Source organism: Gluconacetobacter tumulicola, from assembly GCF_014174215.1.
GTDB lineage: Bacteria > Pseudomonadota > Alphaproteobacteria > Acetobacterales > Acetobacteraceae > Gluconacetobacter > Gluconacetobacter tumulicola.
Genome location: NZ_JABEQL010000007.1, coordinates 35,402 through 51,541, shown reverse-complemented (window position 1 = coordinate 51,541; position 16,140 = coordinate 35,402). Strand labels below are relative to the sequence as shown.

The window sequence follows — 16,140 nt, the reverse complement described above, 5'->3', positions numbered from 1 at the left end:
GATCCGACAAGCGGAAGGACAAGCTGCGCAAAACTATGCCGCGTTCTGGTACTATGACCTCCATAACTTCGGATTACGGCGCGCATCCTGCCTGGCCTTCTTACTCAGCTTCATCGCGTTGAGGCATTATCATAGGCCGTCAAACTCCGGTAAAGAACAGGCACGGGGAAAACTGCCATTCCAGTCTTCAGGGAGTTCTCATCTCACGGTCTCGTCCAAACGGATGACCCGGCCTGGTGCGTGAGCCATCTTTCGAGAACCTCCACGCTTTCCGTCATCTGCGCGCCCCTGGGCCGGATCAGCCCGTAGGACGTCCCGTCGGCATCGAACCCGGCCGGCGCCAGCAGCCGCCCGTTCGCGACATCGTCCGCCGCGATGATCCGGGGCGACAGGGCGATGCCCAGGCCACTGGCGGCAGCTTCCAGCATCATGAAATGATGGTCGTATAGACGGACGTCGCGCGGTGCGGGAATGTCGGGCCGGGACGCCAACCAGTTCCGCCACGCTTCGGGCCGCGTCCGGGATCCCAGCGCCAGATAATCTCCGCTCGCAAATTGCTCCGCCATGTCGGGCCGCACCACCGGCCCGACCGATTCCGGCACGAGCGTGGTGACGGACCAGTCGGGATCGAGCGGGAAATCGAGGCGCCGGATCGCCAGCGTGATGCGCTCCCGCGCGAAATCCAGCGCCCCGCCACCGGTCGAAAGATGCACGTCGATGCCGGGATGCCGATCCTGGAAGTCCGACAGGCGCGGGATCAGCCAGCGCATAGCCAGCGACCGCTCGCAGGACAGCACGATCGGCGGCGCGGCGGCGGACGACCTGATCTCGGCCAGCGCCGCCGCGATCCCGCCCAGCGCGTCGCTCGCCGCGCGGGCAAGCCGCTCGCCGTCCCGGGTCGGCCGCACGCCGCGCCCGTCCGGTTCCAGCAATGTCAGGCTCAATTCGGCGGCCAGCTTGGACACCCGGCGGCTGACCGCCCCATGCGTCAGGGCCAGTTCCACGGCGGCCGCCCGCACCGAGCCCAGCCGCACCACCGCCGCGAAGGCGCGCAGATCGTCCAGCGACGGAATATCGGATCGCTTCATTGGTCAGTTTTTATCACCGGAACAGGTCAGTTGATATCGATTTTCTCCCGGCACCGTTCCGCTATTCTCACCATCATGACCGCACCATCCTCCTGCAACACCCGGCCGCTGGCCGTCACGATGGGCGATCCCGCCGGAATCGGGCCGGAAATCGTGGCCCGGATGTTCCTGCGGCGACCGGTGCAACGGAACTGGATCGTGGTCGGCGATCCGCTGGTGATGCGCCATGCGCTGGCCGCGCTCGATCCGGCGGCGCGCGTGCGCCGGATCACAACATCGGCCGAAGCCCGGTTCGACGACGACGTGCTGAACGTCCTGGCATCATCGGAAGGCGTTTCCCTGCCGCCCATAGGCCGGATCAGCGCCGAAAGCGGCCGCGCCGCCTATGCGGCAATCATTGCCGCCGTCCGGCTGGCAAAGACCGGTGCCGTCCGGGGCATCGTCACCGCGCCGATCCATAAGGAAGCACTCGCCGCCGCCGGCCTGCATTACCCCGGCCACACCGAAATCCTTGCCGAACAGGCCGATGGCGCAGGTGTCGCCATGATGCTGGCGAATGAGGACATCCGCGTCGTACTGGTGACCATCCATTGCTCGCTGCGGGATGCGATCCGACGCGCCGATCATCCCGCGCAGATGGCGGCGATCCGGCTGGCCCACGCGGGCGCGCGGGCACTGGGCATCGAACGTCCACGCGTCGCCGTGGCGGGTCTCAACCCCCATGCCGGGGAAGGCGGCCTGTTCGGCGACGAGGAAGCCCTTGTCATCGCGCCCGCCATCGCACTGGCCCGGCGGGAGGGCATCGATGCATCCGGCCCCTGGCCCGGCGACACGGTGTTCATGCAGGCGCGGCGGAAACGCTTCGACGTCGTGGTGGCGCAATACCATGATCAGGGGCTGATTCCGGTGAAATATATGGGCCTGGCGCAGGGCGTGAACATCACGCTCGGCCTGCCCTTCGTGCGCACCAGTCCCGACCACGGCACCGCCTTCGATATCGCGGGACGCGGCGTTGCCGATCCGTCCAGCCTGGAGACGGCTTTCGATTACGCCCTTCGCCTCACCGGAGCCGCGACATGACCCGACCCGACTTCATTTTCATGCTGACCCACAACGACCGGACGGTAGAGAATGCGGCCGATCTGGTCGAAACCGCCCGAGCCGCGGGGGTCCTCCATATGGGGTTCAAGGATATCGGCCTGCCGTTTGCAGCCCTCCAGGCGCTTGCCAGTACCATCCGGCAGGCCGGAGCGAAGATCTATCTGGAAGTCGTCTCGCTCGATCGCGAGAGCGAGCTTCGCTCGGTGCGGGCCGGGATCGCTCTGGGCGTCGATTACCTGCTGGGCGGTACGCATGTCGATGATTCTCTGCGGCTGCTGGAAGGCACGACGATCCGCTATTACCCCTTCCCCGGCCGGATCAGCGGGCATCCCAGCATTCTCGAAGGGACCGAAGCCGAGATCGTGCGTAGCGCCGTCGATCTCGTATCCCGGCCGGGGGTGCATGGGCTGGATCTGCTGGCCTATCGGTTCACGGGAGACGTGCCGAGTTTGATGCGACGGGTCTGCGAAGCCGGGGCGGACAAACCCGTCATTGTCGCCGGCTCGCTCGATCGGGCGGAGCGTATCCGGGCGGCTGCCGCGGCCGGTGCCGCCGGTTTCACGGTCGGCACGGCAGTTCTCGACGGGGCGTTTCCAGCACCGCCCGATCTGGCGTGGCAGATCGCCTATGTCCAGACCACCGTTCGGCAACCCTGACGGAGACAAGCAATGGAAAAAATAAACCTGGCGCAGGCCTTCACGACATTTTCCGACTATTGGAGCCCCGTGTGGCCGGTGACATCAACACGTCCCAGATCAAGCTGGCGAAATTCAAGGGGTCGTTCGACTGGCACCATCACGAGCATGAGGACGAACTGTTCCTGGTCGTCTCCGGAACATTGCGCATGCATTTCCGGGAGCGTGACATCGACATCGAAGCCGGCGAATTCATCATCGTGCCGCATGGCGTGGAACATTGTCCCGAAGCCCTGGGCGATGAATGCCATGTCGTCCTGCTGGAGCCGAACACGACCCTCAATACGGGCAATGTGACCAACGACCGCACCGTGCATGCGCTTTCCCGAATATAGTCGGGAAAAGGCCGGTCAGGAATGTAGGCCAGCTTCGCCGGCCGGTGTTCCAGCCCGGCCTGCGCCGCAAGCCTGACCGCCGCCTGGTCAAGATCGGAAAAAAAAGCCGTCAAAGGGCGCTCACTCCCGACGGTATTTTCCGAAATCAGCCTTCATAATGCGGGTATGGACCGTCAGTCGGCATTTCTGCCGGCCGATCGTCCCGAACAATATCAGCCTCCGGAACGCTGTGCCGCTGTTTACTCATCGTCGGACTGATTGCATGGCCGACGATGGCAAAGCCCAATCCGGCCCGGCTCATCGGCGCGCTTGGGACGTACCTGACCGGATTGGCACTATGCGCGACTCTGTTGGGATGAGACTGTTTCCGAGATCGCTCGGGCGGATCAGATGATTCCCCTGACCGGCTGGTTACGACAGGATTCCGGCATCGCCGGAATGGTCGCAATCAACATCCTCCGGACAGGTTACGATGTTGTCCGGGAAGCTGTCGCCGGCCTGATGGATGAAGTCATCGATCCCGAACTGACATCAGCAATCAGCCGCCTCGTTGCGGACAGCGCGACGGGCGCCATCGAGATCCATGCCATCCGTCCGCGCACAGACGGAACACCATTTTCGTCGAGATGCATCTCGTGGTGCCTGGCCAGATGCCCGTATCCGACGCTCACCGGATCTGTGATCGCATCGAGATGCCGTCTGCGTGAACATTTCGGCAGGACAGTGGTCAATATTCACATCGAACCGGAGGAAAAGGCGAAGGGCGACGACGCCATCACTCCGTCGCCACTGCCGCCCCAGGTCTATGGCGAACCATCTCCGCAACATGCCAGTCGCCCATGTTCCTGAACCGGCGGGCACGGAACGTCACCATAGGAGCAGAAGACGCAGCAATCCCCCCGCTTCGGTTTCAACAATACGCCGCAATGCGGGCAATCGTAAAAGAACTGGCAGGCATCGGTCGGCATGGTTTCCAGCGATTGCTGGCCACATGCGGGACAGGTCAGGAGCGAGGCGGCCCGAATCATCTTACAGACAGGCTCCTGAGCAGGACGGGTTCCAGGCGCGGCCATGCCAGCGCCGCCAGCACGATGAGCGCGGTGGCAAAGGATAGCATCTGGATAGTCCCGATGCGTCGCCTGGCAGCCCCACTTTCCGCACCCGCACAACAGACCCTGGCCTTCCGCCGATTGAGCGCCCAGGCGCTGACCAGCGCCGCGACCGCCACCGCAATCAATGGCACGCGCCACGGCGCAAGTCTCGACAAAGCACTGAAGACCCCCGCGCCGGCGCCCAAAGAAGCGAAGGCGAGCGGAATGAGGCAGCAGGATGACGCGATCAGTGCACCCACACTGGCTGCCATACCGCCCGCGACACACAGGACTCCACCTCTTTCCATGCCCATGCGGCTACGTGATGTTCGTTGAGGCAGGTCCGCCGTCTCGGCCATGATCGTCACTTTCCCATTGCATCGAGGTTCATGCTACACCCCGTAGTGGCTACGGACTCAAGAGCAGGGATGACGCATGGCGGCCATCACGATCGGCAAGCTGGCATCGGAAACCGGCGTTCATCTGGAGACGGTGCGCTACTATGAGCGCATTGGCCTCATTCCCGCGCCGCGAAGGGCGCGTAATGGCTATCGCCACTATCGCATTGAGGATGTCAGGCGCCTGTCATTCGTCCGGCGCGCGCGGGATCTTGGTTTCGATATCGAGGAAATCAGGACGCTGCTCGCCCTGGCAGAGCCCGGCCAATCCTCCTGCGACGAGGTCAGAAAACTCGCCATAGCTCATCTGGGCGACATCCAGAGCAAGATCTCCGACCTGCAACGGCTCGCATCGCTCCTGACAACAAGCATCGAACAATGTCGTGGCTCGGAGGTCCCGATTTGCCCAGTGCTCGATATGCTGGGTGCCCCTTTGGCGTGATGCCCTACTCCCTTTTATACGCTACCGCCAGTCCGGCGCCTGCCGCAGATCCTCGATCATGAACTCACGGCCGGACGGCACGTCTTTCGAGAAATAGAATACCGTGTCCTTCGGAAAGAAATGCTGCGCTTCGGGAAAAAATTGGTGGAAGGCTGCCCGCGCCCGCTGCCGAATGGCCTCTTCCTCCACATCATAAAAGCGTCGCAACAGGTCGAGCAGATAGTCGAAGAAGTTATGACCGATGAAGCGGTCGTAGACGATGCTGTAATATTGTTCCATCGACTGGCCGGCGTCCGGAACAAGACCCACCCCGGGGAACGGCAGGCCGAGATCGGCGCGGCGCCGGGTTTCCGTATCGATCCAGATGTCGAAGTCGCGATGCACGATCCGTCTTGGCCTGAAGTCCCGGTCGATCTCAAGCAGCGTATTCTGGGCATGCGATTCCAGCAGCAGGCCGCGACGCGCGCCCCAGCACCAGAATGCGATGACGGGAACGATGATCTCGTTGACCACGAACGCGGCCGGATCGACGCGCAGCCGCGCGATCATCTGCACCAGCAGCGGCGGATCATCCAGGGCGTGGATGTCCCGCCCATAGAGCGCAAAGCACGGAATCAGAGAGCGGTCGGCGATGAGCGGCCGGGGAATGACCTCTCGCACCAGGAAACCCCAGGCCTTCTCGTCGGTGCCGAAAGCGAAACCCAGCGTATCGGGCAGATAGGCAAACCGCTCCGACTGCACCTGCGCCATCTCCGCCGTGATGGCGACGCTGTTCTGGATGTTGCGCCGCCGCAGCCCGCGGTTGAAGCGGGAGATCCGCACCGGATAATGGAGCTTGAGACAATGCGGCGCCACCTCCGGACCGACTGTCAGCACGGTGCGGGTCGATGCCGTGGGCGCGACCCGGATCGGCGCGCCGCGCGGCAGGGCACGAAGTTCCTCGATATGCGCAATCCCCTCCATGGCCCACGTCGCGGGATGGATCGCAAACCGGATGCCTTCCGGCCGCAGATACTGCTCGGCCAGTTGTCCGGCAGGAGCCGCCTGGAACACGGAGACTCGCTCCCGAGGCACCGTGACGGTGACGAGATCGAACGATGCCAGCCAGCTTTCCGGCTGGTAGGCAGGCGCTGCCTCTGTTCGCGCCGCCAGTGGACTATACGTCTTCGTGCCCAGACCGACATAGCGCTCCATATAGAGCAGCGACTGGCGGTCCTGGATGACGGCATCGAGTTTCATGGACGTGCCTCACGGGGGAACGGCGCGATACCGGCAGCCGGAGCAGCCGGAGGACGCGCGTTCCTTTACCCTTTCTTCAGGTTCATCTGGTCGAGTGCTGCCTTCAGGCCCTGCGCCAGCCGGCCCGCGTCGTCATTCGCCCAGAAATGCATGAAGAACAGCCGGGGTTGATCATTCAGCATGTGATTATGCAGCGCCGTCACCGCAATACCGTGGTCTCGCAGCGTACGAATTACCGGATTGACCTCGGACGCAATCAGCACGAAGTCCCCTGCGATCGCAGCCTTGCCGCCACCTGTTGGCTGGAAATTGATCGCGCTGCCGGTTCCCATGGCAACCGGCAGCGCGATCGTGTCACTCGTCAGCGCCTCGGCCCGCGGGATGATGAACTGATAGACCCCGCCATTGGCTTTTCCGGTCTGCCCGAGAATCCGATCCAGCATCGCGGTGTCGAGATCGAGCGGTTTCGGGGGGGCCGCATTCGCGGGAGCACCCAGCGGCGTCTTTGTCAGCAGCAGCGCCGCGTGCAGGGTCTGGGCCAGTTTCACCGGATCGCCATGCCCGTCAATGTGCATGTACATCGTCATCGGTTCGGCCCGCAGCAGATGGTTGTGCAAGGCGGTGATCTCGAAGCCGCCCTCGATCAGGCGCTTCATCACCGGCTCGACCTCCTCCTGGGTCAGCACCAGATCGCCCATCACCATGGCATCCTTGCCCATCGGCAGAAAGGCCAGCCAGGACCCAAGCGCCAGCGCCGGCTTGATCGCCACGCCATCGAGCGTGACCTTGAGGTCGGAGCGCGGCAGGGCCACGCGATAGACGCTGCCGGGCAATTCCGTGCCGGGTTTGCCGAGGGTCTCACCCACGGCTGCCCAGGGACCGGGCGCGGCAGAAGCTGGGGCGGCCCACAGCATTGCCATGAGCGCCGCGCCCGTCATGCATCGTCTCAACATTTTTCTTCTCCTTGATCGGTGGCGGTGCTGACCGGCATTGCCTGCTCGCCCTCGGCCCAGGCCCGAAGGGCGTCGTAAAGGACGAAGCCACGCCGCCGGATCTCGTGATCGTCGGGCGTGATCGTCCGCAGCCCTCGGAAATCGCCAGCAGTCCCGCCGATTGGGGTGTCAGATTCAGTCGATCGGTGTCCGCGCCCCGTACTATCGCCGCGACCATTGAAATGGCCGGATCACGATCGAGACCGTAATGGGCGACGAAGGCGTCGAAGCTGCGGCGCTCTCCGACATGCCCGAATTTGCCCCCCGGAACGTCGACGAGGATCGCACCGGTCGCCTCGACGACTTGCCGAACCTGTTCCGGCAGGATGAACAGGAATGCCGCCCCCCGGTCGATCACCGGCCGTTCACGCGTAACCCATTTCATGGGGTCCTCCCCTGGTAGGGGGCTGCATCACGCTTCTGCAACACCAGAACCAACAAATGATACAACGGTTGCACCCAGAAAGGGGTATTCCTAAAATAAACCTCATGAGCGTGGAGTCCTCCCGAACCGGGCAGCCCTGGCTGCTCCTGATCCACCAGTTGCCGCCGAAGCCGGCCTATTTCCGGGTGAAGATCTGGCGACGGCTGCAGGGCATCGGCGCGGTCGCGGTGAAGAGCACGGTTTATGCGCTGCCGGCGGGAGCCGAAACGCAGGAAGACCTGGAATGGCTCCTGAAGGAGATCGTCGAAGGCGGCGGGGAGGCGATGATGTGCGAAGCACGGCTGATCGATGGCCTGTCCGACGCGCAGGTGCGCGCCCTGTTCGATGCCGCGCGCAACGCCGATTATGACGCGATTGCTGACGAAGCGCGGGAACTTGGCCGCGCGCTTGATGCCGACCGCTCCGAGGACAAGCGGGCGGAAATCCACACCCAGCTTCGCCGGCTGCGCAAACGCGTCGCGGCGGTCGCGCGCATCGATTTCTTCGGGGCCGGCGGTCGCGACGTGCTGGAGGCGGTTCTGGACCGGTTGGAGGCACGGGCAACGGAGAACGATGGGGAGGCAGGCGCCTCAGATACGGCACGAGCGAGTGTGCGTCGGGCGCTTCAGGGACGTGTCTGGGTGACGCGCCAGGATGTGCATGTCGACCGCATCGCCTGCGCATGGTTGATCCGACGCTTCATCGATCCTGCCGCCACCATCCGCTTTGTGCCGAGCAAAGGCTACGAGCCGAAGAAAGGCGAACTGCGTTTCGACATGTTCGCGGGCGAATTCACCCACGAAGGCGATCAATGCAGTTTCGAGGTGTTGCTGGCTCGTGCCGGACTCACCGATCCGGCGCTCCGGACGATCGGCGAGATCATCCATGACATCGACCTCAAGGACGGCAAGTTCGGCCGCGAGGAGGCGACAGGCATCGCGCATCTCATCTCCGGCGTTGCCATGGCCAATCAGGGTGATGAGCAACGGACTGCGCTGGGGGGCGCGATTTTCGAGAACCTGTATTCGTATTTCCGCGCGCAACCGGAATGATCTCCAGGAACGCGATCGCATGCGCGCATCTGTCGGAGATCGCCCGCAAGCTTCACGACCTGCCGGCTCTGCGCCGGGAACTGGCCACCTTGATCGAGCAATACCGTCACGGCACCGCCGCCGACCGCCGCATTATCGCATGCGCTGCAGCCGCGATGCACATAAGATCGCTGCTATCGTCGTACAGCACGCGTGAACAACAACACAGAGTGGAGCACTGCACGATAACGGCGTCCAAGCCGCGACGGGCTACCCTCGCAAGAACCCGATCGCCACCGGCTCGATCAACGGCCAGAGCCAAGCAAGACACCCCATGATCGTGACGATACTCAAGACGCCGAGTGCGTGATTCTTGATGAGCTTTCTACCAGCGGACCGGCAAGAAACCGCGCATGTTGCGAAATTGTGGTCTGACCTTCGCTATAATCCATCTCCGGCTGGGAGAAGCCTGATCGAACGAAAGAGACGACAACGATGAATTCCACATCACCGAACGACATGGCCGGCATCCTACGGCGGGTCGTCTCTCTCGTGGGGCTTCTGAATCTGGCCTATTTCGGCGTCGAATTCACGGTGGCGCTTGCCATCGGCTCGGTCTCCCTGTTCGCGGACAGCGTCGATTTTCTGGAGGATGCCTCCGTCAATTTCCTGATTGTGATGGCACTTGGCTGGACGGCGCGCAGCCGGGCGCGGGTCGGGATGACTCTGGCCGCTATCCTGTTGATTCCGGCGCTCGCGACACTTTGGACCGCATGGCAAAAATTCAATCTTCCGACGCCGCCCCATCCACTGGCCCTCACGGTGACGGGATTGGGGGCGCTGCTCGTGAATTTCTTCTGTGCGCTGATGCTGACCCGCTATCGCTATCACGGCGGCAGTCTGACGCGTGCCGCCTTCCTGTCGGCGCGTAATGACGTGCTGGCCAATATTGCCATCATCCTCGCGGGCCTGGTCACGGCCTTGCTGTGGCATTCCGCATGGCCGGACCTGCTCGTTGGGCTCGGTATCGCCGTGATGAACGCCGACGCCACCCGCGAAGTCTGGCAGGCAGCGCGCGATGAGCACCGCGCGGCAGCATAGTCCCCTCGATTTACGTCCGTAGCGCGAACAGGACCAGTGAGACCGTGCAAGGCAGAGCGGAAAGCCCGTCACAGATAATATCGAAACCGGCGCGCAGGGCCTGCGCCAGGTCATCGCCGGCCGCCGTCAGCGCGACCGAGCGGCTGGTGCGATGCAACAGGCGGACGCCGACCCGACTTTCCAGACGGCGTATGGTGTGACTCACCGCTGAAGTCGTCACGCCGAGATCCACGGCCGCCTGACGAAATCCACCGCAGCGCACGATTGTAAGGAACACGTTCAGATCCGCGAGGTCGGAACGTTCGAAGCGGCTCAAAAGATGATTTCTTCTCAATGCAACGTTGGTTTGTTTTCATCCTAGTGCCCTTCTGCCGTCGGATGAAAGCGTATATGTCCTGCTTCGAACATCACAGGAGCGGAAACGAAATGACCGGAACAGGACTTGGCCGCCTGAATGGCAAGAGCGCGATCATTACCGGCGCCGCCAAAGGGATCGGCGCCGCCACGGCACGTCTGTTCGCGGCGGAAGGCGCGCGGCTGATCCTGAGCGACATCGACGAGATCGCTTTGCGCGCCCTCTGCGACACACTGACCGCGGAAGGCGCGACCGCTTACCCGGTCGTGGCCGATGTTTCGCAGGACGCCGAAGTCCGCGCCATGGTAACCGAAGCCGTCGCGCGGTTCGGAGAGATCTCCATTCTTGTAGCCAACGCTGGCATCATTCCGGAGGCCACGCTGGAACAGGCCACAGCCGAGCTGTGGGACCATACGATGGCCGTTGACGGACGCGGCATGTTTCTGTCGTGCAAGCATGCCGCCGCCGAAATGGTGAAAGCGGGAAAGGGCGCGATCGTCTGCCTGTCCTCGATCTCTGCCTTTGCCGGCCAGCCGGGACAGGCGGTCTATGGTCCGGCGAAATTCGTGGCGTCGGGCATCACCAAGCATCTCGCCATCGACCTCGCGCCAAAGGGCGTTCGCGTCAACGCCGTGGCACCGGGCACGATCAATACGCCCGCCGTGGCCGCCATGGACAAGGAGGGAATCAGAAAGGTCGTCTCCATGCATCCGCTCGGCCGCATCGGTCAGCCGGAAGAAATCGCGAATGCGATCCTTTTCCTGGCATCCGACGAAGCTTCGTTCATCACCGGTGCGGTTCTCCCGGTCGATGGCGGGTATCTCGCGCAATAATCAGTCGCCCTGCAGAGGGTCTCCAGGACTATGACCTGATACCCTCTCTTCGGCGTTACGGTGTCGTCTCCTTTCGTGACGGGCGCGGCCGGGCTGTCACCTTCAGCCTGGCGCCCGGTCAGGCGCACGAACTGCCGCTCGCGCCCGCCATGCTCGACCGGCTGCCACGCGAACCATTATGGGTCGTCGGCGACAAGGGATATGCCTCCAATGCGTTCCGGGAACATGTCTGGACCATGGGAGCGCGGCCAGCGATCCCGCCCAAGCGCCGGGACGCTGCCGTCGCCTGCCCTTGAAGGAATGGCGCGCCGTCGCAACCCGATACGAAAAGACCGCCGCCTCATTCCTCGCCATCCGTCACCTCGCCGCAGCCGCAGATTGGATCAAGATCTAACAGGCCCAAGTGGTTCGAGCACCTTTCACCATGTCACCGCGCGACCGGATCAAAAATCTCGACTACATAGCTGGGCAATTCGAACCGGTGCGTGGGTGCGCCGAAGGTAGCCGTGACGGGGGCCACCAGTAGGGCCTGCGCTACAGGGAATTTGTCGACCACCACGAAGAAGGGGCGATCCCGACGGCCGAAGCCTGAGTACCAGTTCTCGTTGCCGATCAGGAAGACGGGGACGATCTTGCCCACCGACTTCCCGCAGCCAACGGGGTCCGTGCAGGCGGCGACCGTGCGCACGCGCGCTGCGCCGCGAGTTCCGACGGTGATGATCGAAGCCGACCAGTATGAGGCGTAGCCGTCGGTGAGATGTTGTCGAATGAGGAGATCCGCCAACGCCTGCTGTCTCGGATACAGCAGGGTCGGCGCCGGTCTCGCCACGGCATAGCCATAGCCGAGCAAGGCGATGGTCGCGCCAACGGTGAGGCAACCATAGGCCACGACCGACCGGACGGGCGGCAGGGTTCTTCCCATCAGTATGGCGAGGAAAATGATGGCCGGTATGAAGTATCTCGCCGTATCGACATTCACGAGTAGGCTACTGAAGGTAGCCGACACGATGTCGATGACGGCGCCCGCCAGCAGGAGTTGATCGATCAGGGTTGGCTCAGGGGCCTCGTCCGCTCCGCGGACGTATCGAACAATACGGCGGAATGCGGTCCAGAGCACCCAAATCATCGCCAGTATCAGGGGGAGCCGCACCAAAAAGAGGATCGCGCCGCTCAAGCCCCTGCCGAAGAAATTCGTACCGGTCAGCACGAGAAAGCTGTTGAAGGTCAGATAGAGGTTTCGGGGCAGGTCTTCGACCGAAACGAAGGTCAGAGGGGTGGACGCGACGCGGATGCCTCCGTGAGCCTGGTTCCACGCCACGAAGTATTTGGCGAGGAGGGCGGCCGCCACGACGGTGGCGAGCACCACGGCTTTCCCCCCGTTCCTGCGCTTCAGAGCGCCGATGGCCATGACCAGGCTTATGGCGCCGACCCCGATGACGAGCGCCAGCGGATCGCCGGCGACGGCGAGGAAGGTGGTAAGGCCGAGCGCGATTGTGGCGATTTTGCTCTTGCGGCCCACCGTCGAAGCGATGGGAACGAGGAGGAACATGGCCAGTATGTAGATGATCGTTCCGATGTGGATGGGGGATAGGACGATCAGGTTCATCGGCGGGTTGTTGCGCAGGATCGGCAGGGCGACGATCGCTGCGACGGGCAGCAGCGCGAACCGGAACCGGGAGACGCCCGCTCCAGTCGCCACGGCCGCCAGCACGACCACTCCGGCCCAGTCGAAAGCCGAGCTCAGCATCATGATGATTGGGTGGTTGCCGAATAAGGCGATCAGCGCCGCCTCGAAGGCGAGGTCCGAGGTCCAGAACGTGTCGCTGCCCCACCACCAGCCTTTGAGCCGCCAGTTGCCAGCCGCCATATCCGCAGCGGCGAGATAGCCGCCAGCGGTATCGGAATTGCCCGGGTATTCGGCGAAAGCCCAATAATAGATCCAGGTGAGCGCCAGGGTGGTCACCAGAAGCAGCGTGAAGATGACCGTCGGGCGAATCCAGCCGGAGGCGCTGCGCGATGTCATGATGCTCTTTTCATAGAGGAACAGTTCTGGCCCGTATCGGCATCTTGCTCCCAACCGAACCGGCTGCGGATCAGGTATAGGGGACGCTGCTTTACTTCCTGGTAGATGCGCGAGACGTATTCGCCGAGCGTGCCTATGGCCAGCATTTGCAGGCCGAACCCGCCGAGGATGAATACCGCGAGCGACGGATAGCCGGCCTGGTCGCGGCCGAACATCAAGGTCCGCAACACGATCACCAGCGCCCAGAGGAAGGCCGCGGCGGCGGCGCCGCCGCCGACATAGCTCCACACGCGGATCGGGGCGCCGGAAAAGGCGGTGACCCCGTCCAACGCAAAATTCCACAGCTTCAAGTAGCGCCAACTGGTTTTGCCGGCGGCACGTTCGGGCCGCGCATAGGGGACGGCCACCTGGCGGAAGCCCACCCATGCGAACAGGCCTTTCATGAAGCGGCTCCGCTCCGGCAGCCGCCGCAAGGCCAATACCACTTCGCGATCCATCAGACGGAAATCGCCAACGTCGCTCGGCATATCGACCGTACTCAAGCTGTTGAAAAGCGAATAGAACAGGCGGGAGGTCAATCGCTTGAACAGGGTGTCGCGGCTACGGTCGGCGCGAAGGCCGTACACCACATCATAGCCGTCCTCCCACCGGTCGACGAACTCGGAGATCACGCTCGGCGGATCCTGCAGGTCGACGTCCATGGGCACGATCATGTCGCCCTCAGCGGCGTCCAGCCCTGCGGTGAGGGCAGCCTCCTTGCCGAAGTTGCGGCTGAAGTCGATCACCTTGATCCTTGGATTGCGTCGACGGTGAGCCAGCAGGATCGGCAGGGTCGCATCACGGCTGCCGTCGTTGATGCAGATGATTTCATAGGCGGTGACGCAGGCGTCGAGCACCGGCTCTAGCTGCTCGAAGAACAGGTCGAGCACGGCCGCTTCATTATAGGATGGGGCTATAACAGACAGACATTTGCCGCACCGATCACGCCGGGTCGCAGGCGTGACTTCGAGATTTGCGCCCATGCTCCGCCGCCCTCGTCCAACGTACTGTGAACGTAGGTTCCCGGAGGCCGGCCAACAGTTCATACCCCCGAAATCCGCCGCGTTCGCGCCGGGTGGGCAGAAGCGGGTCGAGTGGCGGCGTTGTTTTACGCGTTCTTTCTGGGTCGGCGTGTCTCGCCCGATCACAGGCTCCGTTGAACCTTCGAGCGCTCGCGCTAACCGAGCCAGAGATTTGATTGACCTTCAGAAGGCGACCTCACCGATCCCAATACATTGGATAAGGTCGGTAGAGTTGAAAGAGTCTTCAGCGTATCCTCAATCTGGCTTCTACCGGCTGCACTGCCGAGACTGCACGCGCTGGGCATGAATCGGCTGGTCGCCATCTCCTCCACCAGCCGGTTCACCAAGCAGCAGTCGACGTCAGACTATGAGCGTCGGGTAGTGGAGGCTTTGGCTGAGGGCGAGGCGGCGGTTGAATCCTTCTGCTCTACCAGAGCCCTGTTAGATCTTGAAGATTGTTCCTACATATGGGGAATAACGGAAAGCAATGCGACGCAGATTTTCACCGACGAAACCCGGGCGGTTCGGGAGCCGCTGATCGAAGCGGTGCGCCCGCCCTCTCGCGGTGGCTATGGGACCAAGGTCTGCGTAGTCGCTGACGGGCGCGGCCGGGCTGTCACCTTCAGCCTGGCGCCCGGTCAGGCGCACGAACTGCCGCTCGCGCCCGCCATGCTCGACCGGCTGCCACGCGAACCATTATGGGTCGTCGGCGACAAGGGATATGCCTCCAATGCGTTCCGGGAACATGTCTGGACCATGGGAGCGCGGCCAGCGATCCCGCCCAAGCGCCGGGACGCTGCCGTCGCCTGCCCTCAATGGGCATATCGCAACCGGCATCTGGTGGAAAACCTCCGGGCTCGTCTGAAGGAATGGCGCGCCGTCGCAACCCGATACGAAAAGACCGCCGCCTCGTTCCTCGCCATCCTTCACCTCGCCGCAACCGCAGGTTGGATCAAGATCTAACAGCACCTAGACCGCTTGCGCATCCGTTTTCAGGCACGGGACAGGCGTGCCGCATATCGTTACTGGCGCGAAGCCGACCTGCTCCATTCGACAGCGTAGTGTTCAACGTGTGAACGAAGGCGTGACACGAGTATGGAGGTGGAATTCAAGGCCTTCCTGTGACCTTCGTGCTCATCTCTCTTCTCACAATCCGTAATTTTCCGAGAAACATTGGGTATTTTTTATTATTGGGCGACCGCGTATTCCGTTCAGGTTCTCGTCAGGAATATGTGCTAGGCCACGGTCCATCTTCCTGGGGACCGAGCATGACCGAAGCCTTTTCGAATGCCACGGACAAGCTGCGCTATGATCGTGGCACTGTCCTCCTGCATTGGGCGACGGCCGTCCTGGTATTGATCCAGTTTGCCCTCGGGGAAACATGGGGTTGGCCCGGAAAGCCGGTTCACCATCTCATGGTCGTCACGCACCTGACCGGGGGCATGTTTCTGACTGCCATCATCCTGTTTCGCATCGTCTGGCGGATCACCTGGGGGCGTCACCTCGCCTCCCTTCTCTCCCCGGTCGACCGGTTCTGCGCCCTGGCCATGGAAAGCACGCTCTACGCCCTGCTGCTGGCGGAAATCGGCCTTGGCTATGCCTGGCGCTGGGGCGCGGGACAGGCGATGAGTTTCTTCGGGCTCCTGATCCCTTCCCCCTTTACCCCTTTTTCATCTGGAACAATTTGGTGGATCGAGACTCTGCATTTCTGGAACGCATGGCTGATCGTCGGTCTGGCGACCGGCCACGCCGCCGCCGCCCTCTTTCACCAATGCGTCCTCAGGGACAACGTGCTGGCACGCATGCTGCCTGCTGGAACGCTTCTGCCGCGTGCGAAGCCATAGCGCGCCCCGCAATCGCATCTGCAGCGCCTGTTTCTACCCATCCTGGATGTTCTCGAGCCCAATACGTATGATGCGCTGCAAACGCCA

18 protein-coding genes and 2 pseudogenes are annotated in these 16,140 nt (G+C 62.8%); 11 read left to right on the top strand and 9 right to left on the bottom strand.

The features are described from left to right. Positions 1-203: 203 nt before the first annotated feature. Positions 204-1,088 (bottom strand): LysR family transcriptional regulator, encoded by an 885-nt coding sequence (locus HLH29_RS07155; protein WP_182965257.1) that lies wholly within the window; start codon positions 1,086-1,088, stop codon positions 204-206. A 75-nt stretch (positions 1,089-1,163) separates the two neighbouring features. On the opposite strand from HLH29_RS07155, the gene pdxA reads away from it, so the two are divergent. From pdxA to HLH29_RS20090, 4 genes are all read left to right on the top strand, one after another. After that, positions 1,164-2,168, top strand: coding sequence for a 4-hydroxythreonine-4-phosphate dehydrogenase PdxA (gene pdxA, locus HLH29_RS07150; RefSeq protein ID WP_182965256.1), 1,005 nt, complete (start codon positions 1,164-1,166; stop codon positions 2,166-2,168). Further along, complete coding sequence (locus tag HLH29_RS07145; RefSeq protein ID WP_182965255.1) at positions 2,165-2,845, top strand: type 1 periplasmic-binding domain-containing protein; 681 nt, start codon at positions 2,165-2,167, stop codon at positions 2,843-2,845. The genes pdxA and HLH29_RS07145 overlap by 4 nt, the downstream gene beginning before the upstream one ends. Positions 2,846-2,916: 71 nt before the next feature. Next, positions 2,917-3,219, top strand: coding sequence for a cupin domain-containing protein (locus HLH29_RS07140; RefSeq protein WP_338030195.1), 303 nt, complete (start codon positions 2,917-2,919; stop codon positions 3,217-3,219). Between the two features lie 390 nt (positions 3,220-3,609). Next, the gene (locus tag HLH29_RS20090) at positions 3,610-4,068 is read left to right on the top strand and encodes a cation diffusion facilitator family transporter (protein WP_246373909.1); all 459 of its coding nucleotides are present in this window, start codon (positions 3,610-3,612) and stop codon (positions 4,066-4,068) included. On the opposite strand, the gene HLH29_RS19850 is transcribed toward HLH29_RS20090, so the two are convergent. Next, positions 4,023-4,247, bottom strand: a complete 225-nt coding sequence (locus HLH29_RS19850; protein WP_275944163.1) for a GDCCVxC domain-containing (seleno)protein — start codon at positions 4,245-4,247, stop codon at positions 4,023-4,025. The two genes, HLH29_RS20090 and HLH29_RS19850, sit on opposite strands and share 46 nt — an antisense overlap. Beyond that, positions 4,244-4,669, bottom strand: a complete 426-nt coding sequence (locus HLH29_RS07130; protein ID WP_246373907.1) for a mercuric transporter MerT family protein — start codon at positions 4,667-4,669, stop codon at positions 4,244-4,246. Before HLH29_RS07130 ends, HLH29_RS19850 begins: the two co-directional genes overlap by 4 nt. Before the next feature lie 76 nt (positions 4,670-4,745). Between HLH29_RS07130 and HLH29_RS07125 the strand changes: the two genes are divergently transcribed. Beyond that, entirely contained in the window at positions 4,746-5,150 is a 405-nt protein-coding gene (locus tag HLH29_RS07125; RefSeq protein WP_182965254.1) for a MerR family transcriptional regulator, read from the top strand. Between the two features lie 21 nt (positions 5,151-5,171). On the opposite strand, the gene HLH29_RS07120 is transcribed toward HLH29_RS07125, so the two are convergent. The 3 genes from HLH29_RS07120 to HLH29_RS07110 all read right to left on the bottom strand — a co-directional run bounded on the left by HLH29_RS07120 (position 5,172) and on the right by HLH29_RS07110 (position 7,766). After that, positions 5,172-6,389 (bottom strand): IucA/IucC family protein, encoded by a 1,218-nt coding sequence (locus tag HLH29_RS07120; protein ID WP_182965253.1) that lies wholly within the window; start codon positions 6,387-6,389, stop codon positions 5,172-5,174. 65 nt (positions 6,390-6,454) lie between these two features. Beyond that, on the bottom strand, positions 6,455-7,255 hold the full coding sequence (locus tag HLH29_RS07115) for a DUF1259 domain-containing protein (RefSeq protein ID WP_338030194.1): 801 nt from the start codon (positions 7,253-7,255) through the stop codon (positions 6,455-6,457). Next, positions 7,248-7,766 carry a chromate resistance protein ChrB domain-containing protein gene (locus HLH29_RS07110; protein ID WP_246373905.1) on the bottom strand — a complete coding sequence of 173 codons (519 nt, stop codon included), beginning with the start codon at positions 7,764-7,766 and terminating at the stop codon, positions 7,248-7,250. Before HLH29_RS07110 ends, HLH29_RS07115 begins: the two co-directional genes overlap by 8 nt. A 104-nt stretch (positions 7,767-7,870) precedes the next feature. On the opposite strand from HLH29_RS07110, the gene HLH29_RS07105 reads away from it, so the two are divergent. Beyond that, complete coding sequence (locus HLH29_RS07105; RefSeq protein ID WP_182965251.1) at positions 7,871-8,857, top strand: chromate resistance protein ChrB domain-containing protein; 987 nt, start codon at positions 7,871-7,873, stop codon at positions 8,855-8,857. 474 nt (positions 8,858-9,331) lie between these two features. Further along, complete coding sequence (locus HLH29_RS07100) at positions 9,332-9,937, top strand: cation transporter (RefSeq protein WP_220791417.1); 606 nt, start codon at positions 9,332-9,334, stop codon at positions 9,935-9,937. 10 nt (positions 9,938-9,947) lie between these two features. On the opposite strand, the gene HLH29_RS07095 is transcribed toward HLH29_RS07100, so the two are convergent. After that, positions 9,948-10,253, bottom strand: a complete 306-nt coding sequence (locus tag HLH29_RS07095) for a LysR family transcriptional regulator (protein ID WP_182965250.1) — start codon at positions 10,251-10,253, stop codon at positions 9,948-9,950. A 110-nt stretch (positions 10,254-10,363) separates the two neighbouring features. Here HLH29_RS07095 and HLH29_RS07090 point away from each other — a divergent pair, with 110 nt between their 5' ends. After that, entirely contained in the window at positions 10,364-11,125 is a 762-nt protein-coding gene (locus HLH29_RS07090; RefSeq protein WP_182965249.1) for an SDR family NAD(P)-dependent oxidoreductase, read from the top strand. Positions 11,126-11,202: 77 nt separating this feature from the next. Beyond that, positions 11,203-11,519, top strand: a pseudogene (locus HLH29_RS07085) (transposase); the annotation flags it as partial. A 33-nt stretch (positions 11,520-11,552) separates the two neighbouring features. Here the strand turns inward: HLH29_RS07085 and HLH29_RS07080 are convergent. After that, positions 11,553-13,148, bottom strand: a complete 1,596-nt coding sequence (locus HLH29_RS07080; RefSeq protein ID WP_182965248.1) for a hypothetical protein — start codon at positions 13,146-13,148, stop codon at positions 11,553-11,555. Next, a complete protein-coding gene (locus tag HLH29_RS07075) occupies positions 13,145-14,170 on the bottom strand; it encodes a glycosyltransferase family 2 protein (protein ID WP_182965247.1) in 1,026 nt (341 codons plus the stop codon). Before HLH29_RS07075 ends, HLH29_RS07080 begins: the two co-directional genes overlap by 4 nt. 597 nt (positions 14,171-14,767) lie before the next feature. On the opposite strand from HLH29_RS07075, the pseudogene HLH29_RS19445 reads away from it, so the two are divergent. Together HLH29_RS19445 and HLH29_RS07065 are read left to right on the top strand one after the other, a co-directional pair. Next, positions 14,768-15,172: pseudogene (locus HLH29_RS19445) on the top strand (IS5 family transposase); the annotation flags it as partial. A 158-nt stretch (positions 15,173-15,330) separates the two neighbouring features. Beyond that, positions 15,331-16,053, top strand: a complete 723-nt coding sequence (locus HLH29_RS07065) for a cytochrome b (RefSeq protein WP_338030192.1) — start codon at positions 15,331-15,333, stop codon at positions 16,051-16,053. Positions 16,054-16,140 lie beyond the last annotated feature (87 nt).